Genomic DNA, 23,785 nt, shown 5'->3' with positions numbered 1-23,785 from the left:
GCAGAGAAGGGAGTCAACTATGAAATTCAAGGAACTTCAATTTCTTGTTTAAGTAGCTAAGTGCAATTAAATATAAAACCCTAAAACCTATGGCGCACGCGCCGCGTGCGCCATAGGTTTTAGCTCTGTTTTTTAATTATGTCTAGCTATTTAGTAAAAATCGGGTCTCCCGTTACGCGGGAGACCCTTGATTATATTCAGAAAAGCGTTAACTGCTGTGGTGGAACTGCGAGATGCGCCCAAGGCAAACTTGGTATAGGTACATTGGTTTTTTCTAACATTTCCTGAAAGTATTTGGCATTGTCAGGGGAGCGTTCTTCAAGAGGACAATGCATGAAAAAATAAATCTGTTGATCTGCCGCTAACCAATCACCGATATAGGTAAGCCACTCTTGCCAAAACTGAATATTGAGATCACGATCGGGATGACTGATAAAACGGACAATACTAAAGGGTGCGGTGATGACGGGTTGCAGCGGCAAATTAGGTTTGCGGCGTTCTTGCTGGACTAGTGGGGAATTGCGATCGTAAATAGGGCGAGAATCTAGCAAGACGCGACCAATACCGAGGCTTTGTAATAGTGCATTGAGTCGATCGCCATGGGGTGGTTTAAACCAATCAACATGGCGAACTTCTAGGGCAATTTGATAGTCCTGTGTTGGCAAAGCCTTGAGAAAATTAGCTAGATCGTGGAAATTAGCAGGACTATAACTGGGTGGCAGTTGGATAAATGGCACGCCGAGCCGCTCACCAAAATGCGATATCAAATCTAAAAACTGCAATGTCTGTGGCAGATAGGGCAGTAACAAGCCATTGTGGGTTAATTGTTTGGGAAACTTTGGGCAAAATCGAAAATCGGCTGGTGTGTCCTTTGCCCAACGCTCGATGGTTTGCCGATCGGGAATCACATAAAAAGTTGAATTGACTTCCACAGTAGTCAGGCGATCGCTATAAAGTAGCAAAAATTCCGTTGAACGACTCCCCCTCGGATAAAAGTCACCAACCCAACCCTTAAAAGCCCAAACGGCACACCCTAAATAAAATCTAGAATCCATATTTTCAATTGTTTTAGCGCATTTCCCTGTCTAGTTTTTTCCCCGCCGAGAGTGCCGAAAAAATATCTGTAACTCACTCTATAACTCACTTGCTTAAAAAGCACTAGGTCAGATTTTGATGTTTGGGATGTTTTGATGATCGGTATAAGTAATATTAGAAAAACTAATCACATAATGATTACGATATAAATATAACCTATGTTAGCTTAAGCCACAGTTTCTTAAAAGTTTTTGAGTGGATGAAATCAAAAATGCAACAGTTAATTGACGCGACTAAAGATAATGATCTAACCACTCCCCAGCAAGGTGCAAACCTGCGTTTTCGTGTTGTCCATGCTTTAGAGCTAGTCCAAGATGCGATCGCAATCTCTCTATGCATCGGACTATTTTGCGTCATGGTCTTGCAAATGAAAGAGATCTTTTTATCACTCCTAACCACTCTACACTTTCACGAAATCACAGCCGATATTTTATTTATTCTGATCTTAGTAGAATTATTTCGGCTATTAATTATTTATCTCCAAGAGCAACGTGTGTCGATTGGGGTTTCTGTAGAAGTGACAATCGTATCGGTATTGCGGGAAGTAATTGTTCAAGGCTTGCTAGAAGTGGAATGGAAACAGATCTTAGCAACCTGTGCCTTCTTGGTGGCGCTAGCAGTACTCTTGATTGTAAGAGTTTGGCTTCCCCCCACCTTTGAAGGTATCGATCCTGAACAAAAAGCATCACTACGCATCAAAAAAAGATGAAGGTTGCGTAGCAACCTTCATCTAAAAAAAAAGAAAGGAGTATATATAGCACTCCTTTCTTTTTTATTTGACCTGACTAAGTAATTGCTTAATAGTTTTGATCAGTTCAGGTGGGTGATAGGGCTTAGTTAAATAAGCATCAGCACCTTGTTTCATTCCCCAATATTTATCAAATTCCTCACTTTTTGTCGTACACATAATTACGGGTAAGTTTTTGGTGGAGGCATTATTTTTGATCCAACGGCATAACTCATAGCCATTCATGCGCGGCATCACTACATCAGTGACCACAAGATCAGGAGTTATAGACTTTAGCTTTTCTACTGCTTCAGCGCCGTCATTAGCTTCTATGACCTCCATGCCATGTTGTCTTAAGTTGGCCGCAACCATCTCTAGAACCATTGAACTATCGTCCACTACGAGGACTTTTACCATAACTTGCCTTCCTGCTTTTCCTGTTGTGCGCTAGCGCCAATCATCGTGGGCGCTCAATTTTTGAGATAACTGAGCTAATTTAGAGATCCTAATCGCTAATGCAATCATCAAATTTCCAGAACCTTATATGTGTAATAGGGTTATGAATATTGTGTCGTCAACATTATTATCTGTGTCTTATTTGCATTTTTACAGAATTGCTATCCTAAGTCTAGCGAATCAATGCAAAATATCTATATTGTTGACAGTATATCAGAATGCATCTGGGTTAACTTGACATGGCAATGATTACGGTTGAAGGATTAAGCAAAGTCTATAATATTGCCGTCAAAGATGCTGGTATCGCTGGCACAATTAAACATTTTTGGCATCGGCAATATCGAACTGTTGCGGCTGTCAAGGATGTCTCCTTTGCGATCGCAACTGGAGAAATGGTTGGTTTTTTGGGGGCAAACGGAGCAGGCAAAACCACAACTCTGAAAATGCTTACGGGTTTAATTCATCCATCGTCAGGGCATGTGCAGGTTGCGGGGCATATTCCCTTTCAGCGTGACACAGGATTTTTGCAAAAAATCACCTTAGTCATGGGACAGAAACAACAATTAATTTGGGATTTACCAGCTATTGATTCTTTAAAAATGAATGCTGCGGTATATGACATCCCTGACAAGATTTTTAAGCAACGTCTCGGTGAGTTAACGGAGATGTTATCGCTGCAAGGAAAGCTCACCCAAGCAATTCGCAAATTATCCCTTGGCGAAAGAATGAAGGCGGAGCTATTGGCGGCTTTATTGCACCAACCCCAAGTCTTGTTTTTAGATGAGCCAACTTTAGGATTGGATGTCAATGCTCAAGCAAGTGTGCGGGAATTTTTGCGGGAATATAATCAGCGCTATCAAGCAACGATTTTGCTAACTAGTCACTACATGGCGGATATTACTGCCCTATGCAAGCGCGTATTGCTGATCCATCAAGGGGGATTGATTTATGATGGCAGTCTCGAAGGATTGCAGGATAACTTCGCGCCCTATCGTGAGGTGAGGGTGGAATTAGCCCAGCCAATTTGCGATCGCGAAAGTCTGCAAAAGTATGGTCAAATTTTGCATATTGATGGACAAATTGTCTGCTTTCTGATCACCCGCGAGAACTTGACTAGAGCCGTTTCCCAAATCTTGGCTGAGCTAGAAATTCTCGATTTGTCGGTAAATGAACCTGCGATCGAGGAAGTCATTGGACAGGTATTTCGAGATGGGAGCGTCAATTAAAGATTAAAAATGGCAACGCCATTTTTAATCTTTAGATTTGAGATACTGACTCAGTTCCGCCATGGTCACAGGTTGCCCCGATGAGTTAGGCAGATCCACCACAATCACATAGCCCTCAATCTTGCCTCGACCAACTCTACTCAAAACATCAAGAATTTTTGGCATATCTGACTTGAGTAAATTGCCATCCTCACCATAAATCTCTAAGGCAGATAAACAGCCTAGAGTCGGATTCCAATCGGCATTTTGATTATGGACTAGTGAGGCTTTGCTACTAAAAAAGTCAAGGGCTGCACCACTGCCATGGATGCGGAATAGCGATCGCCCCATTTTTCCTGCCCAATAGGCTTGCTGCATCGGTGCATAGTCTCGCCATGTTGGGGGTAATAAAGCTTGATAGCTCGCCAAATCACCAGTAAACTTCCCTTTTTGTTTTGGTAAAAAGGCAGTTACGCCATCCTCAAAGGGAAGAAATAGATTGACTAGCGAAAACTGACCATAGGCATGGAAAAACTCATCATCAGGCTGGCGCGAGATCCCTTCCATGCGATAAATACCCTGTGGAGTGCGTCCATTGGTAGAGTTCCAATCTAAATTATGTAAAGACTGAAGTAATAATGGGACTGACCAGAGTTGTTTGCCCTGCTTCACAAATTTACCGTCGCGATCCTTGAGTATCGTCAAACACATCAGATCGCGATTAGGGCGACAGAAAACATACAGATGCGATTGTTGTGGAGCAATTTGCCATTGCAATAGTTCTTGCAGATCGGGAGTTTGAGAACTATTTGCGATCGCAAAATCAGCATCAATATTTTGCAGGGTCGTTTTTAGATGAAGATCCTGTTGCCATTTGGGAAAGCGTTTTTGAACTTTGCGAATTAATTTGTTTAGTTCTGTCTTATCTATCGCCTTAGGACTAAGATTACTTACGGATTTAGATAATGCCGAGAGGGAAATTGCCACCCACTGCGGATCGTTACTCTCATTGATCGTGCGGAGGAAATGGGGTTTAAGATTGCTATACACCTCAGGTTTAAGCGTATAGAGCTGATGGCTAACTTGAATCGCTGTATCAACAACGCCCATCTGAGCATTGCTGAGATTAGAAGCCGTTGTCATCGCGAGCATGGTTTCTAAAGCTTGTTGGGCATAGCTCTCATCCTTGCCTAATACCCCGATTGCCCATAGAGATTCTTGCCAGTGCTGGGCAGTGCGATCGCTAATCGGGTACTTGCCAAGGTCAAAGCGACTGGGCGCAGATTTTTGCTGCTGGTCAATCACTTGTGCCGTACGAGATTGCTCTGTGGCTTTAGGTTGGTAAGTTTTGACTGGTGGAATTTGCCCCTGAGCATCAGCACTTGTGAGCAAAATTGCGATCGTAGCCAAAGTGCCAGACATTGCCGCAAAAGTGAGTTTAGCCATGATTAATTGCCGCAAACAAATAGGGAGAGCGTTGTGCGCTCTCCCTATTTTAGTATGGAGCTAAGCGGATTCGAACCGCTGGCCCTCTCAATGCCATTGAGATGCGCTACCAACTGCGCTATAGCCCCAAAGTTTGCGTTAAATTGATAATTTTTACGCTTGCTAATTTATTAGCTTAACAATAATCTCGCAAATCGGGCTGAATGTCAAATGCGATCGCAAATTTTTTGAGTAAAACTAAAGATCACCTTCAGAACGCCCATATCCCAGATTAGAGTATTGTAAAATTTAGTTTTCAAAGGAAAATCGTCCCATGTCCGTAAAAAAGCAATTTGGCAGTTTTGATGAGCTATTAGAAGGTTCCCAATTACCTGTACTCGTAGATTTCTATGCACCTTGGTGTGGTCCTTGCCAACTCATGACAGGCATTTTGGACAAGGTTAGTGAAGCGATGAAGGATAAAGTCCAGATTGTGAAAATCAATACCGACAACTATCCCGATCTTGCCTCTCAATACAAAGTTTATGCACTGCCCACCTTGGTGCTATTTAAGGACGGTCAACCCGTTGACCGTGTTGAGGGTGTGATTCAAGCTGATAAGTTATGCGAACGTTTATCTGTTCACGCCTAGTTTAAGTAAAGAAGCACCCCTAGGGGTGCTTCTTTACTTAGATTTTGTTTAGATTAGACAATCATTAAGCTGAGCCAGTAGTTGCTCCCGTTGCAAATTGCGACCGATGATTACTAATTGGTTATTGAGAGGCTTGCCGCGATCATCTGTTTTCAGTTCATAACGCTTACCGCTAAGCTGAAAAATGTAGCAGTTGTCAATATTGGCAAAGCGCAAAATTCCCTTAGCGCGAAATACATCAATCGGTAATTGCTTATCCAAAAAGTTTTGAAACTTATCAAGACTGAAAGCCCGATCGCTCTGAAAGGAAATTGAAATAAACCCGTCGTTTTCGAGGTGATGCGAATGATGATGGTCATGGTCGTGATGATCATGCTGACAATTGCTGTCGTGGCTATGTTCGTGGGCATCGGCGCTGCCATGATCATGATGATCATGCTCAGCGTGATTATGCTGATCAACCTGTTGGTTAGCCGCAATCGCTGATTGATCTATCTGAATGTCAAGAATGAGCGGCAGTGGCACCACACCGAGATGCGATCGCAAAATCCTCGCTTTTGTCTTGGTTTTATTGATATAAGCTTCTAGTTCTTGCAGTTTCTCTTCGGCAACCAAATCGGTTTTATTGAGAATAATAATGTCGCCGTACATGATCTGGGCATAGGCAGCATCACTATTGAAATGCTCAGAGGTAAAGGCTTCAGCATCAACTACCGTCAAAATCGAATCAAGTCGCGTCAAATGCTGTAGCTCTGTGCCTAAAAACGTCAAGGCAATCGGCAAGGGATCAGCCACACCAGTAGTTTCGACGATCATATAATCAATGCGATCGCCCCTTTCCAAAACACTGTAAACAGCATCAACTAAACCATCATTAATCGTGCAGCAAATGCAACCATTGCTCAGTTCCATCATGTTTTCATCGACAGAAACTAAGAGCTGGCTATCGATATTGATATCACCAAACTCATTGACTAAAACTGCAACCTTCAGATCCTGCTGATTTTGTAAAATGTGATTGAGTAAAGTGGTTTTGCCACTACCCAAAAAACCTGTAATGATCGTAACGGGCATTCCCCGCTTGGGTACGTCCACGACAGCCTTGGGACTAGCCTCTTGTGTAACATTGCGATCGGAACTAATCATTAACTTTGTGCAAGAATAATTTTGATCCCCATTTTAACAGTCGCGCTCGCGCTCTGCGGACATGTCACCTTCTGAACCCAGCGTTGCTCCTAGTTTCACCGATATCATCACGGCTCTGAATCTGCATCTTGAACTAGAGGATGCGATCGAGAAATTACCCCTCACTCACGCATTAGAGAAAGGCTTAGCATTTGCCAAAATGCAAAATCTTAATGCCCTTGAGACATATATCAGTCAAGAACTAAATGGCTATGGCAGCCAACCACCTAACTATCGATATGTCAATTTGAGTTACTTTGATGATGGTGGACAAGCAATTAATGGACTCAAACAATACAGTAGTTACCCAGTGGTTACAGGTGTTAAAAAACTAGAAATGCACCTCAAAAATGGCTTAACTTTGATGTTGCCAAAGCAAATTTTAGGCTTTTTATCACAGGTTTCAGGTCGTCAAGTAGACTCTGGACATATTGCTCCCTCCGAAATTAGCCAACTCCTAGAAACTATTCGCAGTCAAGTAATAATCAAATTTACAGCAGCAGTTTAACAACAGAGGTTTAAAAACTGACACGGTATTTAAATCACCATCTAGCTCAACCACTCTAATTTCAGCGCAGGCATTAGCCTTTGCAAATTTTTTAGTGACTTGCCCTGCCAAGGGATATTTTCAGAGCCTCTTACAGTAATACTTATTGATTCTTTTTGACGCACCTTAATCACAAATTTAGATAGCACATTAATACCTGAGCTATTCAAAAATTCCAATTCACACAGATTCAGACAGATCTTTTCGGGATTTTGGGCAATTATATCCTCTAGCAAATTCACAATTGGCGCATATTCCTCAGTGCCTGCCAAACGCAATGATCCTTGGCAATAGATGCTGGTGTCTGATGATTCATACCAGACACGATAATCATCTCCAATAACTTCCATTCTCTCAAAACTCCTGATAAATGATTGGGCTGTTGTAATGAAATACTTATGATGATTAATCACTAGAGTGGTAGCTGCACCATGGTCGTCACCACCTGAATATCTTGGTTATCTGGCACTGAGTCAAACTTCCATCCTAGGGAAGCATCGTAGTCCATCATCATAGTCAGATAGCCCAGCCCAGCACTTTCGGCTGCATCATTTTCAACACTCTTCTCAACTTGATTGATATACATTTCGCTGACATCTCCAGAAATGATTTCCTGTAGATATGCTTGAAAATCAGCGATAGCCTCTGAATACAAACTATTTTTTGAGATGAAGATGAGATGATCGCTAAATAAGTGTACTTCTAGATTGATTGGCTGCCCTGCATCTTTATTGCTATATTTCATCGCATTTTCTAGCAGTTCATTGGCAATAAAACTAACCGCAGATCTAATTTCCGTTTGTCTATTTAGGGCGGCGCTAGTATCTCCGGGGAAAAAGTTTTTTACATAGTCCCCAAGAAAATCTGCCGAAAGTCCATTGGTCTTCCAACGTAGTTGAATTGGTAGCGACGATGGCGAAAATCCTACAACTAGAAATTCGCTTCTGTCCGAAAAGTCTTCTGTGAATTTGCCAAAGACTTGCGCCATGGTTATCGATACTTTTTAATATTTGGGTATTGATTGGGATTTTTTAGGATTTTAAATATTTTAGAAATACTTAATAAACCTATGCTTTCTTTTACTATGTTTAGGGACGCGGCGCAACCCACCAAATCATAGTTGCCATGAGGCGCTACTATAATACGGGACTACATTTGCGAGAGTTTTTAAGTCATGATATCCGTTTCCGCTCGATTTGAGGAACTGCGAGCTAAAGGTCAAGCCGCGCTTATTCCATTTATTACGGCTGGTGATCCTAGTTTAGAAGCAACAGCAAAGGCTCTGCGGGTCTTGGATCAAAACGGCGCGGACATGATTGAGTTAGGAGTGCCTTATTCAGATCCCTTAGCAGATGGCCCTGTAATTCAGGCGGCCGCGACAAGGGCTTTGCAAAATGGCACAACCTTAGAAAAAGTTTTAGATGTGGTGCGGACAGTCGCTCCAGAATTGCGATCGCCAATTATTTTGTTCACTTATTACAACCCAATTTTGAACATGGGTGTGGAGAAGTTTTTACAAACTATTTATGAGTCAGGGGTACGTGGTTTAGTTGTGCCTGATCTGCCCCTAGAAGAATCCCATGTTTTGCTAGAGCCTGCCGAAAAAGCGGGAATTGAAGTGATTTTGTTGATTGCGCCAACTAGTCCCCCTGAAAGGGTAGCAGCGATCGCCGAAAAGTCACAGGGCTTTATTTATGTAGTTAGTGCTACGGGTGTAACGGGGGTACGCACACAGGTTGCCAAGGGTGTCAAAACGATGATCGAGCAGTTGCGGGTGATTACCGATAAGCCGATTGCGGTTGGATTTGGCATCTCGCAGCCTGAACATGCGAAGCAAGTCATTGATTGGAATGCGGATGGGGCGATTGTTGGTAGTGCGATGGTCAAGAAACTTGCCGAGCCAGATGGTGGTGTTCATGCGGTCGCTGAACTTTGTAAAACCCTTAAGCAAGCTATTCGTAGGGACTAATCATCATGAATATTTTGATCGGTATAGGTATTGCGATCGCAATTTTGGGCGGCATCATCTTGCTTTTGTGGCTGCTATTTGAATGGCAGTACAAAACTCGTCAAGGCAACTTATTGGAATTTGATAATGGTACTTGGCAATTTTTGACCTATGAGCCAGAGCATTATCGATTGGAGCTACTGCTCAATGCCACCAACAAAACCCGTAAACTCGATGTTTTCTTAGTTGAAGTCGATCCTCAAATATCACTCCTGTCGAGTGATAGCCTCGATGACATTACTACCAAAGTCGAATTGCGATCGCGTCATCCCAACCTCCCCAGCCGTCGTGACAACTATTGGGAGTCATACATTGTTACCCCGCGCCACAGCACAGGTGCCGAGATTCAAATTGACATCAGTGGTAAAAATCTTGAATCTCTAAAAACCGTTTGGGTGCGCGTGCATTACACCATTTACGGGCCAGCAGGTCGCGAGCAGAAAGTTAAGCATTGCATTATTCCTCTTCAGTTTCCCGCCACAGATCAAGGCAGAGAGCGCTGGAGACCGACACCCGATGCCGATGTTTTACCAATCCGTACCCATATTCTTTCCGCAGGCGACAACCCTGTGGAAGTTTTGCAGCGCTATGTAATGAGCCATGCTCAAACTGGAGATATTGTTACGATCGCCGAAACTCCGATCGCAATTATGCAGGGCAATTTCTATCATCCTAGTGATATTCAGCCTAAGTGGCTAGCCAAACGCCTCTGCTATTACTTCAAAAGCACTTCTAGTCTCGCCACAGCCTGCGGATTGCAATCATTAATTAATGAATCTGGAGCATGGCGTGTTGGATTTGCCTTTGTCATTGGTGCATTGGCTAAAGCATTTTTGCGCGTGCCTGGGGTGTTTTACATGCTGGCTGGAGATCAAGCCCGACTAATTGATGATGTCACAGGTACTTTGCCTCCCTATGATCAATTTATTGTGTTAGGCCCCAAAAATCCCCAAGCTGTAGTGGATGAAATCAAGACAGCAACAGGGCTAGAGGCTGCGATCGTCGATGTCAATGATTTACGTCGTGTCAAGGTTTTGGCCGCAACTTCAGGGGTCTCTGAAAAATTACTCAATCAGGCGCTCATCATGAATCCTGCGGGCAATGCCGCCGAACAAACCCCGATTGTGTTGATTCGCCCAAATACTGGTGCATAGGCTCACCTTAAATCGGAGCTGCGGGCGCTTGTTTCACTACCGACGGGAGCCATGACCGTAATATCTCCTTGAGCATTGCGCTCGAGTCGTAGGGCGCTATTTTTGTAACAAAGTTGAAAGAACTGTTCATCAGTAAGTTCAATTACAGACTCTAGACTGATTGTCAGAGCATTCATGTCTCTCAGTATGGTTTTGAGCCTACTTATTGATCGTATCACAGCCACAAAGCGCTGTATGAAAAGCTAAGGCAGTTTGGGGTATTGGCGAAAATTGGGTTTGCGTTTTTCTAAAAAGGCTTGCTTTCCCTCCTGAGCTTCTTGCGTCATGTAAAACAACAGCGTCGCATTACCCGCCAATTCCTGAATCCCTGCTTGTCCGTCGCAATCAGCATTAAATGCGGATTTGAGGCAACGAATTGCTAAGGGACTCTTATCCAAAATTTCTTGCGCCCATTGAATACCTTCTGCTTCCAATTGCTCAACGGGAACTACTTTATTGACTAATCCCATTTCCAAAGCTTCTTGAGCATCATATTGACGGCAGAGATACCAAATTTCGCGAGCCTTCTTCTGTCCAACCAATCTTGCTAAATAGGAAGCACCAAACCCCCCGTCAAAACTGCCGACCATCGGTCCTGTTTGCCCAAAGATGGCATTGTCGGCGGCGATCGTTAGGTCACAAACAACATGCAGCACATGACCGCCACCAATCGCATAGCCAGCAACTAGCGCAATCACAGGCTGCGGCATGGTGCGAATCAATCGCTGTAAATCTAATACATTTAGTCGTGGGACACCCGTATCCGATATATAGCCACCATCACCACGAACTTTCTGATCGCCCCCTGCACAAAATGCATATTTACCGTCGGGCGCAGGCCCTGCTCCCGTCAACAACACCACGCCAATCTCGACATCTTCGCGCGCGTCCGCAAAAGCGGCAATCATCTCCGTAATTGTTTTCGGGCGGAAAGCATTCCGCACATGGGGACGATTGATCGTAATTTTTGCCATTCCATCAGCTTTGTGATAGAGAATGTCTTCAAATTCGGCGGCGAGCTGCCATTCGGTCATGATTTTGAGCAAAAATAAGTACAGGGGCTAATTTTATCATTGGCGATGTCACGACACAAATAGGGAACAAATTACTTGCTTGATTCGTCTAAGATTTGCTGTTAATTAGTTGTTAATTTTTTGTCATAAATCATGGCAATAATTTATAAAAGGTATTACGATCAGAGAGTATGTACTTGCATTTAGGAGAAAGGCAGAATGAGCATTGTCTGGAATAGCTTTTTTTTAGGAGTTGTTTCTGCGTTCGCCTGCTCCAGCTTAGTTTTATGGCTAATGCTGACCCTGTCAATGGGAAAGTTACCTTTACAATTTAAGTAATTTCCATTGCTCGTCAATATTTCAAAGTTTTTATAATTTGCTAGATATTCCCTTACCGCCGCAGAAATAGGCATATGAGATCAAGAGATAGCGGTATACCGCTATCTCTTGATCTTTATAAGTTTTGGTAATAGCGATTGCTATAATTAAATTCTCAAATAAGTTTTCAAAATTTTAAATAAGGGCAAATAATGGCGACTCCTCACAGGACAAAACAGGTAAATCTTCGTTTTCCCCTGCCTTTATTAAGCCAAATCAAATCTCAAGCGGATGCAAAACAACAGGCGATCGCAGATTGGATCGTGGCTGTGGTCAGTCGCGAGTTTGACCCGAAACCTGATGTTGCACCATCATCAGAACAGGAATCTGCATCTGCTCCATTTGTGTTACATCCCGATCTATTGGCATATGTTGAGAGCTGCCTTGCACCATTACATTCACAAATTGGTGAGTTGAGGACGCAATTGGGGGAGTCCAAAGCCTGATTGATCAAGGGAAATCTAATCAGGCAGATAATCATGTCCCAAATCGCGATCGCAATATCAATCATGGATTTAGCGCTGCGCCCGATGCCAAACCATTGTTTAAGTCCTTGGCAGGTTTTGCCCTAGATGTGGGCGATCTCCTTTTAATTAATGGAGAAGAAGTTATTTTTAAAGGATGGGTTGATCAATCTCAGACTGCGATTGAGGTGAAAGCGATCGCCGATGATAACGCCTCAGTAAAACAAATTCGAGCGCGGGAAATCACTAGCTTGTCCAGATCACTTGGCAATGGTGAAATTCCACGGGAGGAAGCAAATTCGACTGCTGAGGTGTCTGCTCAGCAAAGTAGTCCACCTAGTGACGAAACTACAGCTACGGCAACAGTTGATCAAGACCATAGCGATCACCACGATCAAGAAATTCCGCAGCCATCGACGGAATCCGTTGAAGAAACACCTATACCAGAAACAGAACCAGCCAAGGAGCCAGAATATAATGCTTGGGAAGTGTGGACATATTTAGAACGCCAGCGCGTGAAAACGCTGAAATTGCTAAATACATTTCAAGCGGAATGGGAAGCAAATCGATTTGTACGGGAAGCGGAACGTAGCGCCCCTCCTAATTTGCGAGTACATTATGAAGTACGCCCCATCTGGCTAGATGAGGCAGAAATGCATGGTAATGATCAAAATTCGGAGCAGTCGTCAAGGTCTAACAACAAGCAAGAAGATCTCGATCAGGCAGATTATTCCGAATATGCCGATGCAATCGATGTGGAGGTAGTTGCCGAGTCGTTGTAAGATTCTTAACAATACTAGAAAAATATTACTTAAATTATTTGGAGAAAAATCATGGGAGAAATTGGTAATGCAATGGTCTTGTCGATGGTATTGATTCCTGTCGGTATTGCCTTTGGGTACTTCTTGCTAAAGCTACAAGGCGAAGAGAAAGAAGAAGCGTGAACTACCAGACGCTGACCGCTTAGGCGGTACAGCGCTGGCTTCCTGATTCAATGGGGATAGCGTCCAACAAAACCGAAGTTTTACCAGATCGACTTACATCCCCTCCACAGGCAGACTCGCTAGTTCCTAACGAGATAATCCGCAAGGCTTCATTTCTAATATTGATCGCTGCATTTACATCACGGTCATGGTGAGTACCACAATGCTTACAAGTCCATGCCCTAACATCAAGACTGAGACGCTCAACTTGATTTAGGCAGACATGACAAGTCTTAGAGCTAGGAACCCATCGATCAATCTCGATGTATTGCCTTCCTTCACTTTCAGCCTTGTACTTGAGCATTGTGCAGAACATACCCCAGCCAACATCGCTAATCGCTTTGGCTAGATTATGATTCTTGACCATGCCCTTGATGTTGAGATTTTCCACCGCAATAACTTGGTTTTCGTTGACTATCTTGCGGGATAGCTTGTGCAGAAAATCTTCGCGACATCTCGCAATTTTGGAGTGAACTTTCGCCACTGCCAATCTTGCCTTTTTACGATTTTGACTATCTTTCTTTTTCTTGGATAGCTTTTGTTGTTTGCGCTTTAAGTTTCGTTGATGTTTAACAAAGAATTTAGGATTGCCAAACTTAGAACCATCACTGGTAATTGCAAAATGGGTTAGCCCAACATCAATGCCAATAGCTTTGTCCACTGGCACTAATTCAGGATTAGCTTTACCATCGTCAACCAAGACAGAGACAAAGTGCTTACCGTCAGGATTGCGAGAAACCGTAACAGTTTTGATCGTTCCCTCAAAATCACGATGACGCTGACAGTGGACTAAGCCGATCTTGGGTAGATTGATCTTGTCACCATCAAACTTGACATTTTGGGGATAGCTAATTGACTGCCGACCATGCTTTGATTTGAACTTAGGCAACATAGCCCGTTTATCAAAGAAGTTTTTGTACGCAGTGGATAAGTTCAAAGCTACTACTTGCAAACATTGAGAATACGGTTCAGTTAGCCATTCATATTCTTTCTTGAGTGCAGGAAGCAAGCCTTGTATATATCCTCTAGTCAATCCCTTACCAGTAGTTTTATAAGTTTCTTGACATAGATTCAAGGCATAGTTGTAAAACCATCGCACACAGCCAAAAGACTTTGCAAGCAAGGCTTCTTGCTCACTTGTGGGATAGATTCTGTATTTGTATGCCTTATACATTTATCAAGAATATCGAATACTGATAAGCTAATTATATCACAGGCAATTTATATTGATTCGCTGTCGCTCAATTTGTTTTCTGGCTCACTTTCATCCCGTCACTCATCCTGTAAACGGATAGAGTGCGAGACTTCCCGTTCGCGTTAGTTAAATAATAATATTATTTAACTAACGCATAAAAAAGGCTCCCATTTGGGGAGACTGTAAAATTTTTTGTGTAAATTCAGGCTGAAAACATTGGTTTTTCGTTAAATTTGTCAATTAAACACTAAGAAATTTACAGTCTCCATTTGGAGCCTTTTTTATGCATTTATGATGATTTTGATTCTGATTTAAAGCTCAACTCTGTACCATTGAGGATGCGTTCAATATTAGAACGATGTAGCCAGATTACAAAGATGCAGCCAACGGTGACAAAGCTAGAGTAAATCACATTTCCTTGCAATGCCCACATCAGGACGGGAGCCGATGCGGCGGCGGCTATGGAGCTAATCGATACAGTGCGCCAAATTGCCATCGTTGCTAACCAAATGCTAAAGGCAGATAGCGCCACAATCCAATTCAACATAAATAAAATACCAACACCTGTCGCTACGGACTTACCACCCTTAAAGCCCAACCACACAGGGCGACTGTGTCCAATCAGGGCAAGCATCCCTGCACCAATGACAAATAGGGAGAGCTGCTCAACCTCGACAGTTCCTAAACCTAAACTAGTTTGCAACCAATTTGCTGATTGCATCATATAAATTGCGATCGCACCTTTGGCAAAATCGGTCACAAAAACACTGATACCAGCCACCTTGCCTACGTTGCGCCAGACATTCGTTGCTCCTGTTGAGCCTGAGCCATGCTCACGAATATCAATACCAGCTATTTTTCCCACTAAATAACCTGTGGGGAAAGACCCTAAAAAATAGGCGATCGCAAGCAAGAGATAGGGAAACCACATAAGCCGTAGAAATAATTTAACAAGTAAATAAATTTTAAGGCTTGCTTACCGAGCCTTAAAATTTATTTACTTGTCAGAGATAGCTAGTAAAACCTGTGGCGCACGCGCAGCGTGCGCCACAGGTTTTACTAGCTACTTATGCTAAAGCACTAATTTAATCAATCGAAATAGACTGTGGCCCATCGTTATTTTTGCCACCATTGCCGCCAGAAGACCCCGTAGTCGGTGTTGCTCCTTGCTTTTCTAGCCAACCCTTTAAAGGATCTTGTTGGAGATCGAGCTTGAGAAAGCCCGAAACGAGTCCACCAAAAAATGCAACGGGTTGACCTAAGAACTCATTGAGAATCGGTTGTAGCTCGTTCATAAATACAGATAAATACAAAATAATTACGGAAATAAAACTAGGATGATCTGGGCATTACTTAGATACATTCCTAAATATTTAATGTACTTAAGTCTACAAATAAGTTATTAATAGACTTAGGCAGCACTGAAAATCATTGTATCGCCAAAAAACAAAAATTAGGTGAGAGCAGGAATTTATCGTCGTTTTCCGTCCTATGCCTGTCGCTAGTCTTGCTAGATTGCAATCCCAGAAGACGAGTTTTGGTGCAGAGAGCCGAAACTCGTCTTCTGGGATTTTGATTTGTTTTATTAGCCAGAGGTGACAGCTATAAAACTGATAATTTCTGATCACATCTAGCAATTTCTCGCCATATCATAGTTAAATCGATCAATGCACTCTTTAATAAATTGACCCAATTGGGGCAATTTATTAAAGAGTGGCTAATCTAGAGAAAATTTTCGATGACCACGCTAAACCGATCCACTCTCCGTCGCCTTCTAAAACTAAAGCAGTCATCTGCGGTTTGGGAAGGCGACCGACGTGCCTTACCAGCCAAGATGCGTCAAACCCAAGACTCGTCCAATATTATTCAGCTCCATAACCATGAGGAAGAATCTAAGCCCCATTGCATTTTGTGGGTAGATGGCTCGATGGGGATGGTGCGTTCCATGGACGTAGTGGACTCGGTTGTGGGGCAAGAAGCTTTTGTTCGTGCGCTGTTACAGGCGATCGAGCATCCCCAAAGCCCAGCCCAACCATCGCTACCGCAGAAAATATTAGTTTGCGATCGCGAATTACAATTTTATTTGCGTGGTGTCCTCCAAGACTTAGGCATATCCGTCGAATATGTGGAGCGACTCCCCCTAATTGATGAAATCTTTTCGCATATTTTAGAAAGCTTTACCGCCAATCCTCCCGTTGTGCCAGAGCGATTTGCCGCATCGCTACATCGGCAATCTGAGCAAATATGGCACAACGCACCTTGGAATACTCTCTGGGATCACCAAGTCATTTCGATTAAGCTCGACAATTGGGATATTGATACGCTGTATGCGATCGTCATGGGCAAGATGGGCTTAGAACAGGGCATAATTTTTTATCGCTCTGAGGAATCACTGGTGAAGTTTCGACACCAGATTATTTCAGGTAGTTCCTCTGATGATGAAATCGAAGAAACCTTTCTACACCAAGATTGCTTATTCAATCTATTTGAGACCCCTGAACTGGATGTAGAAGAGGATTTTTCGGCATTTATCTCCAAGCGCGGAAAAATGCGGGCTGTGCCTGAGCCTGTAGCGATGAAGCCGATCTATGGCACTTTGCATCCCCTTGAGGGTGGTAGACCCTATCTATATGACGAAGAAGCGATCGCACTGACCGTAGCCTTAGAGGCAGTCAATAGATTTTGGGAACAGCATCAAAATCAATTAGCCAAAGACTTTTCGGCGATTTCCAGCACCTACACCATCTATGCGCCGAGCGTTGACAGCGACGTGGAAGAGACAATTGAGGTATTGGTGCAAACCATGCCCGATTTGGCGGCAGAGTTGCATCAACTGGTTGCCGAAGAAGATGAAGATGATGCGCCTCTTATTCGTGAAGATCTTTGGCCAGAGCATTCGTTGATTCACATGATGACGATACCTTGGGAGCAGGTGGAGTTTTTACGCACTGCCTCTATCCATCGTCAAATTTCTAACACGATCCCACCAGTTTTGGCTGCCAAAAAAGGTGAAGGTTTACCGGGGTTAATGATTCAGACTTCGCGCCCCAAAGCTTTGGATTTAATTAAGCAAATTAATAGCTTTGATGGTATCCAGTCCCTTTGTTTTAACCCTGCCGAAGATATCTTTGGTAATAGCTGTCAACTAGGTTTGGTGGTAATGGGCAATGATGAACTGCACCTGTTTGGTGAGTTTGACAAAGTGACCCTCAATGGTGATCATCACAAACGCTGGAAACAACGTGCCAAAAATACCAAAGGTAATGTTTGTGTGATCATTGCGATGGGTATCACTGGCGCTTCTCGCGGTAACCCCACATCTCAACATATTTTGGGCTATTACGAAATCAAACTAATTGATGATAAAGAACTAGGTTTAGGGAAATTATTGGCAGAACCTGCCTTTGAATTTGATTTTTAGCCGTGATTTTTAGCTATGTCTCAACAAATTATTTATCGCATCCTTGATGCCAATCTCGATCGCGCTCGTGAAGCCCTCCGCACCATTGAAGAATGGTGTCGCTTTGGTTTGGAAGATGTCGAGCTTTGCGATCGCTGTAAGCACATGCGTCAAGAACTTGCACAATGGCACAAAGAGGAATTTCGCCGCGCCCGCAATACACCCGATGATCCTGCCACAGGGCTGAGCCATGCCAATGAAGTTAGTCGTGCTGATATCCAATCGGTGCTTAGGGCAAATATGGGCAGGTTGCAAGAGGCGCTAAGGGTGCTTGAGGAATATGCCAAGGTGATTGATCCTAATATGGGCGCAGTTATGAAGCAGATGCGCTATCAGGTCTATACCCTTGAGAGCCAGTTGTTATCCAATGAGTCGCGCAGTATTGGTCAAGTGCGTCGGCAAAAACTACAGGATGCCCAGTTGTATCTGGTCACAATGCCTGTAGATAATATTGCCGAGGTGGTTGAGTCGGCTTTGCAAGGTGGGGTGCAGATTGTGCAGTATCGGCAAAAAGATGGAGAAGACAGTACAAGATTTGCGATCGCAAAACAACTTTGCGAAATTTGCCACAAATACGATGCTCTGTTTTTAATCAATGATCGTGTTGATATTGCGATCGCAGTGGGGGCAGATGGGATTCATGTCGGGCAGACCGATCTGCCTGTTCCTGTGGTGCGTCACATTCTAAATACAAATGGTGGCAAGTCTACAGACTACATCATTGGGCAATCAACGACTAATCCCCAAGAATTAGCGATCGCCATGAATAACCAAGTTGATTATGTTGGGGTTGGTCCAGTCCATGCCACGCCGACAAAACCAAACAAGGAGACGGCTGGACATGAATATGTCAACTACGCAGCCCAAAATATTAGTATTCCTTGGTTTGCTATCGGTGGCATTGATACTCAGAATCTCATGGCTACAGTTAATGCAGGGGCAAAGCGAGTTGCCGTAGTTCGATCCATTATGCAGTCTGAGCACCCTCACCTAATTGCCAAACAAATGCGATCTATGCTCTAAGAATGCCTGCATAGCTCTTAGACAATCATCTGTGTCACCGCAATTTTGCCAGAGAAGCAAACATCAACATCTGTGTCAGGGGTGCGATCGCGGAGATGATATTGCCCTGCATAGGTCACTTGATTTCCCGCCACCTTAAAGCCTAGGGGCAGAGGCTGTTGTGCTTTTTCACAAAAGACAATTTCAGGAATTTTGCCATCCAGAGCGGCAACATCAAGATGCGGTAAATTTACATTCCAATAGGACTGCGGCGGCAATTTAATCTCTAATAATTGCTTAATGATTATGGCTGTAGTTTGAGCTGCCCAGTCCCAGTCAAATTCGCGGCGGCGATCTTGGTAATGGGAAATTGCGATCGCAGGAATATTATGAAAAGCTGCCTCGCGGACTGCTGCCACTGTGCCTGACATATAGACATCCACGCCCATATTGCCCCCATGGTTAATCCCCGACAGCACCAACTTCACATCGCTGTATAAATGGGCGATCGCTATACGCACACAATCGGCTGGCGAACCTGCGATCGCATAGCTATGCTCATCCCTTTGCTGAATTGTGATTGGCTCATCAGTAGTAACTTGATGCCCACAACCCGAATATTGACGTGATGGTGCGGCGATTGCTCCCCTTGTCCCCAATGCTAATTCCGTGGCTCTTTGCAAAGCATTAATGCCTGCCGCATCAATACCATCATCATTAGTCAAAATAATTGTCATAAAATCTCCCATACAGTGAAAGCGCCGCAAAGCGGCGCTTTCACTGATTTCTGATAAAACTAGGCAGCTTGTTCTTCTAGCTGATCTTTATGTAGCCAAATTACAGGGGTTGGCACTTTACTAAACTTAATTTGAACATAGTCACCACGAAAATCTAGCACTTCACCCCAAGTCTCAAAGAGGTAGGGAGACCAGCGCGTATCATTGGCAGTTGCTTCAGCGCTATTTTCTAATTTTTCGCGAATTGCGCGGACAAGTGTGCCTTTCTTAAGTGCCATATTTTTTGATGCAACCAATTATTAAGAGTAAAAATTGCTACTTAGGTATTGTATAGCAATACAAGAGTGCGCTAGTACATAAAACCCAAAAAGCTAGGGGCGACGCTTTGAGTCGCCCCTAGCTTTTTGGGTTTTGTTTTAATTTTTTTTGTTAGGATAGCGGCATGAATTAGTAGGGATAACTGTTATGTGTATCTGCATCAACTGTACCTATGTCGATCGCTGTATTACCTACCATGCTGTCGAGGCGCAACATCTTCAGCCACATCTGAGCGATCATCCTGATTTTGAAGCTATTTCGCCGACCGTAAATATCAATATCAAAACTGATCAAAACAACATTCAAATGGAATGGGATGTTGTCGGTTGCGAAAGCTTTGTCGCAGAAATGGGTAAATGGATGAGATTGCGTCCGGGCGAACTAGTTCCAACTTAGAAATAAGCTAAGCTCACCTAATTGATGGGGTTTAAAACCACAACTGGCTGAATCCCATCGTCATTGACCTCACTAACCCCCAAAAAATTGCGGTCAGGGTCACACATCCGCACATAGCCATTAACCAGAGAGTCTCCTGTCTCCGATCCTAAGCTTCTAGACAAAGCCTGCCCCATGCACCAACGCCTTGTCTCATCTTCATTGAGTAATACCATTGGCAAAAAATGTAAACCATGATCAGGAGCAAGCACATGTAGATCTTGCGATCGCAATCGTTCTGCAACTTGGTCAAAGGTCAAACTAGAATCCAAATCAAAACCATTACTATGGGTTCTTCTCAGTCCTGACAGGGTTGCCCCACAACCCAACTTTTCGCCAAGGTCACGGGCAATTGAACGAATATATGTCCCTGAGCCGCAAGTGATTGCCACATCTAGTTCGGGGTAATCCCCTGAAGTCCATCCCAAAATGCGAATTTCAGAAATTTCCACCGATCGCATCGGGATGTCTGCCTCACTAATTTCTCCTCTCCGAGCCAGATCATAAAGTCGCTTACCATTGACTTGAATGGCACTAAAGGCAGGTGGACGCTGCGTAATTGTGCCTTGAAAAAGGGGCAAATATTTTTGCACTCGGTCAATAGTTAAATCAGGACAACTGCGATCGCAAATCACTTCACCTGTAATGTCATCGGTATTAGTCGTCACCCCAAAGCGAATTTTGGCATCATAGGCTTTGCCCTCTGGCAAGAATCGTAATAGTCTCGTCGCATTCCCAACTGCGATCGGCAAAACCCCCGTTGCCATTGGGTCAAGAGTACCACCATGTCCAATTTTCTTTTGCTTCAGCAACTTACGCAGCTTACTCACACAATCATGGGCAGTAATTTGTGGCGGCTTGTCAATACTAATAAATCCATTGAACATAGAGAGCAGCTAAATATATTTTTTAAGTCAGGTTAGTGAAAAAAGAGCAGTTAAATCAAACGTAATCTGACATTTACTAGTAGTCTTCTATAATGTCAGTGCAACAAAATGTAAATAAATTCGTCATAAAATAGTCATCACATAGCACTTCTTGATTCTATGATGAGGAGTTAACCAAATTGACTCGAATTGTATTCGGCGACGTTCATGGACAATACGACGGTTTAATGAAGCTAGTTGACTTCATTAACTGTGGTCGTGACGATCAATTGTTTTTCCTTGGCGATTTGATTGATCGTGGTGAGCGTAGTGCTGATGTGGTCAGATGGGTAATGGAAAATGGACATACCTGCCTCAAAGGCAACCATGAGCAAATGTGTCTAGATGCTTTTGATAGTAATGAGGATTCTCCTGCGTGGCAAGGTTGGATGCAAAGTGGGGGGCGCAACACCCTAGCAAGCTACGGAGATCATAAACTTCCCGCAGAGCATCTAGAATGGATGAGACAATTGCCACTCTATCTCGATCTGGGTGATGCATGGTTAGTTCATGCAGGCGTAAATCCTCGCTTACCGATTGAATTACAAGGTGCTGCTGAATTCTGTTGGATCAGAGAAGAATTTCACAGCATGACCAAACCGTTTTTTGCAGACAAGATCATCATCAGTGGCCATACGATTACCTTTGTTTTTCCCAATGTCATACCAGGCAATTTAGTATTGGGCAGAGGTTGGTTAGGAATTGAGACAGGCGCGTATCACCCTAAAAGTGGCTGGTTATCAGCTTTAGACTTAGACACATCGACCGTTTATCAATGCAACACTTTTACCCACGAGTTAAGGGTCAATGATTTGCCTGATATCGCAACTGTGATTGAGCCAATCCCAACAAGAATGCAAAGAATAGAATTTGCAAAAGCCAAACCTAAAAAACTTTGGGCTTGGTAAGCCTTAGGTCTCGCTATGGCAAATTGAAAGACGAGATGCGTCGCTTCTCGACGCATCTCGCGAATGGAGCTTGTATGCCTAAGTGGTCAGTAAAACTTGATATAAATCAGGACGACGATCGCGGAAAAAACCAAATGAGGCACGATTGAGTCGAACTTGGTCAAGATCAAAAGTCGCCATAATGACTCCCTCCTCTGTGTCACCCATTTCAGCAACCTTATCGCCACGTTGGTTAGCAATAAAAGAATGACCATAAAAAGTTTGGTTACCTTCTAGCCCAATCCTATTTGCAGCCGCTACAGGAATGACATTGCTGACAGCATGACCAATCATTGCTCTTTGCCAAGGATCTTTAGTATTCAGATTAGGTTCCTCGGGTTCAGAACCGATCGCAGTTGGGTATAGCAATATTTCTGCCCCCATCAGCACCATTGCCCTAGCGCATTCAGGAAACCATTGATCCCAACAAATACCCACCCCAATTTTGCCAAAGGTCGTATCCCATACCTTAAAGCCTGTGTCTCCGTTGCGAAAATAAAACTTTTCTTCATAGCCAGGACCGTCAGGAATATGGCTTTTACGATAAACACCTAACAGTGAACCATCCGCATTAATCATCGCCAAGCTATTGTAATAGACCTGTCCCGCCCGCTCAAAAAATGATACAGGAATGACCACACGTAGTTCCTGTGCTAGTTTCTGAAAATGGGCAATCGTCGGATGATTGGCAACAGGTTGCGCCCAGTCAAAAAAATGATCTCGCTCTTCTCGACAAAAATATGCTCCCTCAAATAGCTCTGGCGGTAAAATTACCTGCGCTCCTTGGTGGGCAGCTTTACGCACTAATTCTGAAATTTTGGCAACGTTAGTGGCAACATCAGCATTCAGAGCAGCCTGAATAACTGCGATCGCAATAGTGTTAGAAGGTGACATCAGTTAAATAGATGAATTGAATAGAGAAATGGAAATAGAATAGAAAGTAATACGATGAGACTATAACTTTAGCCTGAGCCTAACGCAGTCACAAAAACTTACATCAGATGTAAGTCAATGAAAAAAATGAAAAAAATTGTGATTTTGTTAATTCAATTTTATCGGCTATTTATTTCTCCGCTTTTCCCACCGAGATGTAGATTTCAGCCAACTTGTTCACAATATGCACTCACCGCCATCGAAAGATTTGGCTTAGCTACTGGCGGGGCAATGGCAACTAAGCGGATTTTATCCTGTCATCCTTGGCATATAGGTGGTTATGATCCTGTGCCAGAGGTATCTAATGAGGAACGAAAAACATCAAGAACTTCCACAAGTGCAAGTTCTTTAAAACAATGAATAATGTGTTTATTTATTGAAGCACAACGGAAGTGTCCATTACAGCAAATTGAGACCAAACGCACCACAGCAATTTAGAATAAAAGGAAAAAATGGCAGCCCCCTATTCGCTAGATTTACGAGAACGGATACTAAGTGCAT

At 43.4% G+C, this 23,785-nt stretch carries 29 protein-coding genes and 1 tRNA gene; 14 read left to right on the top strand and 16 right to left on the bottom strand.

Translation table 11 applies throughout. The features are described 5' to 3' along the window. Nucleotides 1–197: 197 nt before the first annotated feature. On the bottom strand, nt 198–1,055 hold the full coding sequence (locus H6F41_RS15560) for a DUF72 domain-containing protein (RefSeq protein WP_190404386.1): 858 nt from the start codon (nt 1,053–1,055) through the stop codon (nt 198–200). A gap of 251 nt (nt 1,056–1,306) precedes the next feature. Here H6F41_RS15560 and H6F41_RS15555 point away from each other — a divergent pair, with 251 nt between their 5' ends. Further along, on the top strand, nt 1,307–1,804 hold the full coding sequence (locus H6F41_RS15555) for a phosphate-starvation-inducible PsiE family protein (RefSeq protein ID WP_190404385.1): 498 nt from the start codon (nt 1,307–1,309) through the stop codon (nt 1,802–1,804). A gap of 63 nt (nt 1,805–1,867) precedes the next feature. Here the strand turns inward: H6F41_RS15555 and H6F41_RS15550 are convergent, their stop codons facing one another. Continuing rightward, entirely contained in the window at nt 1,868–2,239 is a 372-nt protein-coding gene (locus H6F41_RS15550) for a response regulator transcription factor (protein WP_190404384.1), read from the bottom strand. A gap of 278 nt (nt 2,240–2,517) precedes the next feature. Here H6F41_RS15550 and H6F41_RS15545 point away from each other — a divergent pair, with 278 nt between their 5' ends. Then, the gene (locus H6F41_RS15545) at nt 2,518–3,504 is read left to right on the top strand and encodes an ABC transporter ATP-binding protein (protein WP_190404383.1); all 987 of its coding nucleotides are present in this window, start codon (nt 2,518–2,520) and stop codon (nt 3,502–3,504) included. 24 nt (nt 3,505–3,528) lie between these two features. Here the strand turns inward: H6F41_RS15545 and H6F41_RS15540 are convergent, their stop codons facing one another. Next, nucleotides 3,529–4,929 carry a hypothetical protein gene (locus H6F41_RS15540; RefSeq protein WP_190404382.1) on the bottom strand — a complete coding sequence of 467 codons (1,401 nt, stop codon included), beginning with the start codon at nt 4,927–4,929 and terminating at the stop codon, nt 3,529–3,531. Nucleotides 4,930–4,984: 55 nt separating this feature from the next. Continuing rightward, nucleotides 4,985–5,057: transfer RNA gene (locus H6F41_RS15535), tRNA-Ala, on the bottom strand. Between the two features lie 185 nt (nt 5,058–5,242). Here H6F41_RS15535 and trxA point away from each other — a divergent pair. After that, complete coding sequence (gene trxA / locus H6F41_RS15530) at nt 5,243–5,560, top strand: thioredoxin (RefSeq protein WP_190404381.1); 318 nt, start codon at nt 5,243–5,245, stop codon at nt 5,558–5,560. Between the two features lie 48 nt (nt 5,561–5,608). Here the strand turns inward: trxA and H6F41_RS15525 are convergent, their stop codons facing one another. Continuing rightward, nucleotides 5,609–6,706 (bottom strand): CobW family GTP-binding protein, encoded by a 1,098-nt coding sequence (locus tag H6F41_RS15525; RefSeq protein WP_190404380.1) that lies wholly within the window; start codon nt 6,704–6,706, stop codon nt 5,609–5,611. A gap of 61 nt (nt 6,707–6,767) precedes the next feature. On the opposite strand from H6F41_RS15525, the gene H6F41_RS15520 reads away from it, so the two are divergent. Continuing rightward, a complete protein-coding gene (locus H6F41_RS15520; RefSeq protein ID WP_190404379.1) occupies nt 6,768–7,253 on the top strand; it encodes an AbiTii domain-containing protein in 486 nt (161 codons plus the stop codon). 41 nt (nt 7,254–7,294) lie between these two features. Here H6F41_RS15520 and H6F41_RS15515 read toward each other — a convergent pair whose 3' ends face one another. Together H6F41_RS15515 and H6F41_RS15510 are read right to left on the bottom strand one after the other, a co-directional pair. Continuing rightward, nucleotides 7,295–7,642: a slr1659 superfamily regulator gene (locus tag H6F41_RS15515; RefSeq protein WP_190404378.1), complete on the bottom strand. Its 348-nt coding sequence runs from the start codon at nt 7,640–7,642 to the stop codon at nt 7,295–7,297. Nucleotides 7,643–7,704: 62 nt separating this feature from the next. Next, entirely contained in the window at nt 7,705–8,280 is a 576-nt protein-coding gene (locus H6F41_RS15510) for a DUF6272 family protein (protein WP_190404377.1), read from the bottom strand. Nucleotides 8,281–8,466: 186 nt separating this feature from the next. Between H6F41_RS15510 and trpA the strand changes: the two genes are divergently transcribed. Further along, nucleotides 8,467–9,261 (top strand): tryptophan synthase subunit alpha, encoded by a 795-nt coding sequence (gene trpA / locus H6F41_RS15505; RefSeq protein ID WP_190404376.1) that lies wholly within the window; start codon nt 8,467–8,469, stop codon nt 9,259–9,261. 5 nt (nt 9,262–9,266) lie between these two features. Further along, entirely contained in the window at nt 9,267–10,454 is a 1,188-nt protein-coding gene (locus H6F41_RS15500; protein WP_190404375.1) for a coenzyme F420-0:L-glutamate ligase, read from the top strand. 2 nt (nt 10,455–10,456) lie between these two features. Here H6F41_RS15500 and H6F41_RS15495 read toward each other — a convergent pair whose 3' ends face one another. Both H6F41_RS15495 and menB read right to left on the bottom strand, forming a co-directional pair. Next, nucleotides 10,457–10,630 carry a PDDEXK family nuclease gene (locus tag H6F41_RS15495; RefSeq protein ID WP_199288799.1) on the bottom strand — a complete coding sequence of 58 codons (174 nt, stop codon included), beginning with the start codon at nt 10,628–10,630 and terminating at the stop codon, nt 10,457–10,459. A 66-nt stretch (nt 10,631–10,696) separates the two neighbouring features. Further along, nucleotides 10,697–11,527 (bottom strand): 1,4-dihydroxy-2-naphthoyl-CoA synthase, encoded by an 831-nt coding sequence (menB, locus tag H6F41_RS15490; protein ID WP_199288798.1) that lies wholly within the window; start codon nt 11,525–11,527, stop codon nt 10,697–10,699. 509 nt (nt 11,528–12,036) lie between these two features. Here menB and H6F41_RS15485 point away from each other — a divergent pair. The 3 genes from H6F41_RS15485 to petM all read left to right on the top strand — a co-directional run bounded on the left by H6F41_RS15485 (nt 12,037) and on the right by petM (nt 13,292). Further along, the gene (locus H6F41_RS15485; protein WP_190404374.1) at nt 12,037–12,330 is read left to right on the top strand and encodes a hypothetical protein; all 294 of its coding nucleotides are present in this window, start codon (nt 12,037–12,039) and stop codon (nt 12,328–12,330) included. Between the two features lie 95 nt (nt 12,331–12,425). Further along, entirely contained in the window at nt 12,426–13,130 is a 705-nt protein-coding gene (locus H6F41_RS15480; RefSeq protein WP_190404373.1) for a hypothetical protein, read from the top strand. A gap of 51 nt (nt 13,131–13,181) precedes the next feature. Beyond that, entirely contained in the window at nt 13,182–13,292 is a 111-nt protein-coding gene (gene petM, locus H6F41_RS15475) for a cytochrome b6-f complex subunit PetM (RefSeq protein ID WP_190404372.1), read from the top strand. Nucleotides 13,293–13,311: 19 nt separating this feature from the next. On the opposite strand, the gene tnpB is transcribed toward petM, so the two are convergent. The 3 genes from tnpB to H6F41_RS15460 form a co-directional block, all read right to left on the bottom strand. Next, on the bottom strand, nt 13,312–14,505 hold the full coding sequence (tnpB, locus tag H6F41_RS15470; protein ID WP_190404371.1) for an IS200/IS605 family element RNA-guided endonuclease TnpB: 1,194 nt from the start codon (nt 14,503–14,505) through the stop codon (nt 13,312–13,314). Nucleotides 14,506–14,815: 310 nt separating this feature from the next. Continuing rightward, nucleotides 14,816–15,457, bottom strand: a complete 642-nt coding sequence (gene plsY, locus H6F41_RS15465; protein WP_190404370.1) for a glycerol-3-phosphate 1-O-acyltransferase PlsY — start codon at nt 15,455–15,457, stop codon at nt 14,816–14,818. 154 nt (nt 15,458–15,611) lie between these two features. After that, nucleotides 15,612–15,821, bottom strand: coding sequence for a hypothetical protein (locus H6F41_RS15460; RefSeq protein WP_190404369.1), 210 nt, complete (start codon nt 15,819–15,821; stop codon nt 15,612–15,614). Nucleotides 15,822–16,264: 443 nt separating this feature from the next. On the opposite strand from H6F41_RS15460, the gene H6F41_RS15455 reads away from it, so the two are divergent. Continuing rightward, nucleotides 16,265–17,947, top strand: a complete 1,683-nt coding sequence (locus tag H6F41_RS15455; protein ID WP_190404368.1) for a DUF6930 domain-containing protein — start codon at nt 16,265–16,267, stop codon at nt 17,945–17,947. A 15-nt stretch (nt 17,948–17,962) separates the two neighbouring features. After that, complete coding sequence (locus H6F41_RS15450) at nt 17,963–19,009, top strand: thiamine phosphate synthase (RefSeq protein WP_190404367.1); 1,047 nt, start codon at nt 17,963–17,965, stop codon at nt 19,007–19,009. Between the two features lie 17 nt (nt 19,010–19,026). Here H6F41_RS15450 and surE read toward each other — a convergent pair whose 3' ends face one another. Continuing rightward, nucleotides 19,027–19,725, bottom strand: a complete 699-nt coding sequence (surE, locus tag H6F41_RS15445) for a 5'/3'-nucleotidase SurE (RefSeq protein ID WP_190404366.1) — start codon at nt 19,723–19,725, stop codon at nt 19,027–19,029. A gap of 59 nt (nt 19,726–19,784) precedes the next feature. After that, entirely contained in the window at nt 19,785–20,003 is a 219-nt protein-coding gene (gene ndhO, locus H6F41_RS15440; protein WP_190404365.1) for an NAD(P)H-quinone oxidoreductase subunit O, read from the bottom strand. Nucleotides 20,004–20,190: 187 nt separating this feature from the next. Here ndhO and H6F41_RS15435 point away from each other — a divergent pair, with 187 nt between their 5' ends. Beyond that, nucleotides 20,191–20,439 carry a Ycf34 family protein gene (locus tag H6F41_RS15435; protein ID WP_190404364.1) on the top strand — a complete coding sequence of 83 codons (249 nt, stop codon included), beginning with the start codon at nt 20,191–20,193 and terminating at the stop codon, nt 20,437–20,439. A 17-nt stretch (nt 20,440–20,456) separates the two neighbouring features. On the opposite strand, the gene truB is transcribed toward H6F41_RS15435, so the two are convergent. Next, complete coding sequence (gene truB / locus H6F41_RS15430) at nt 20,457–21,365, bottom strand: tRNA pseudouridine(55) synthase TruB (RefSeq protein ID WP_190404363.1); 909 nt, start codon at nt 21,363–21,365, stop codon at nt 20,457–20,459. 179 nt (nt 21,366–21,544) lie between these two features. On the opposite strand from truB, the gene H6F41_RS15425 reads away from it, so the two are divergent. Then, entirely contained in the window at nt 21,545–22,312 is a 768-nt protein-coding gene (locus H6F41_RS15425; RefSeq protein ID WP_190404362.1) for a metallophosphoesterase family protein, read from the top strand. 78 nt (nt 22,313–22,390) lie between these two features. On the opposite strand, the gene aguB is transcribed toward H6F41_RS15425, so the two are convergent. After that, nucleotides 22,391–23,245, bottom strand: a complete 855-nt coding sequence (aguB, locus tag H6F41_RS15420) for an N-carbamoylputrescine amidase (RefSeq protein ID WP_190404361.1) — start codon at nt 23,243–23,245, stop codon at nt 22,391–22,393. Between the two features lie 126 nt (nt 23,246–23,371). On the opposite strand from aguB, the gene yidD reads away from it, so the two are divergent. Beyond that, nucleotides 23,372–23,644: a membrane protein insertion efficiency factor YidD gene (gene yidD, locus H6F41_RS15415; RefSeq protein WP_206754053.1), complete on the top strand. Its 273-nt coding sequence runs from the start codon at nt 23,372–23,374 to the stop codon at nt 23,642–23,644. The last annotated feature ends 141 nt before the right edge of the window (nt 23,645–23,785 follow it).

The sequence above is a fragment of the Pseudanabaena mucicola FACHB-723 genome (assembly GCF_014696385.1).
Lineage (GTDB): Bacteria > Cyanobacteriota > Cyanobacteriia > Pseudanabaenales > Pseudanabaenaceae > Pseudanabaena.
Note: the sequence above shows the minus strand (reverse complement) of the source record. Positions and strands in the feature narration are given on the sequence as shown.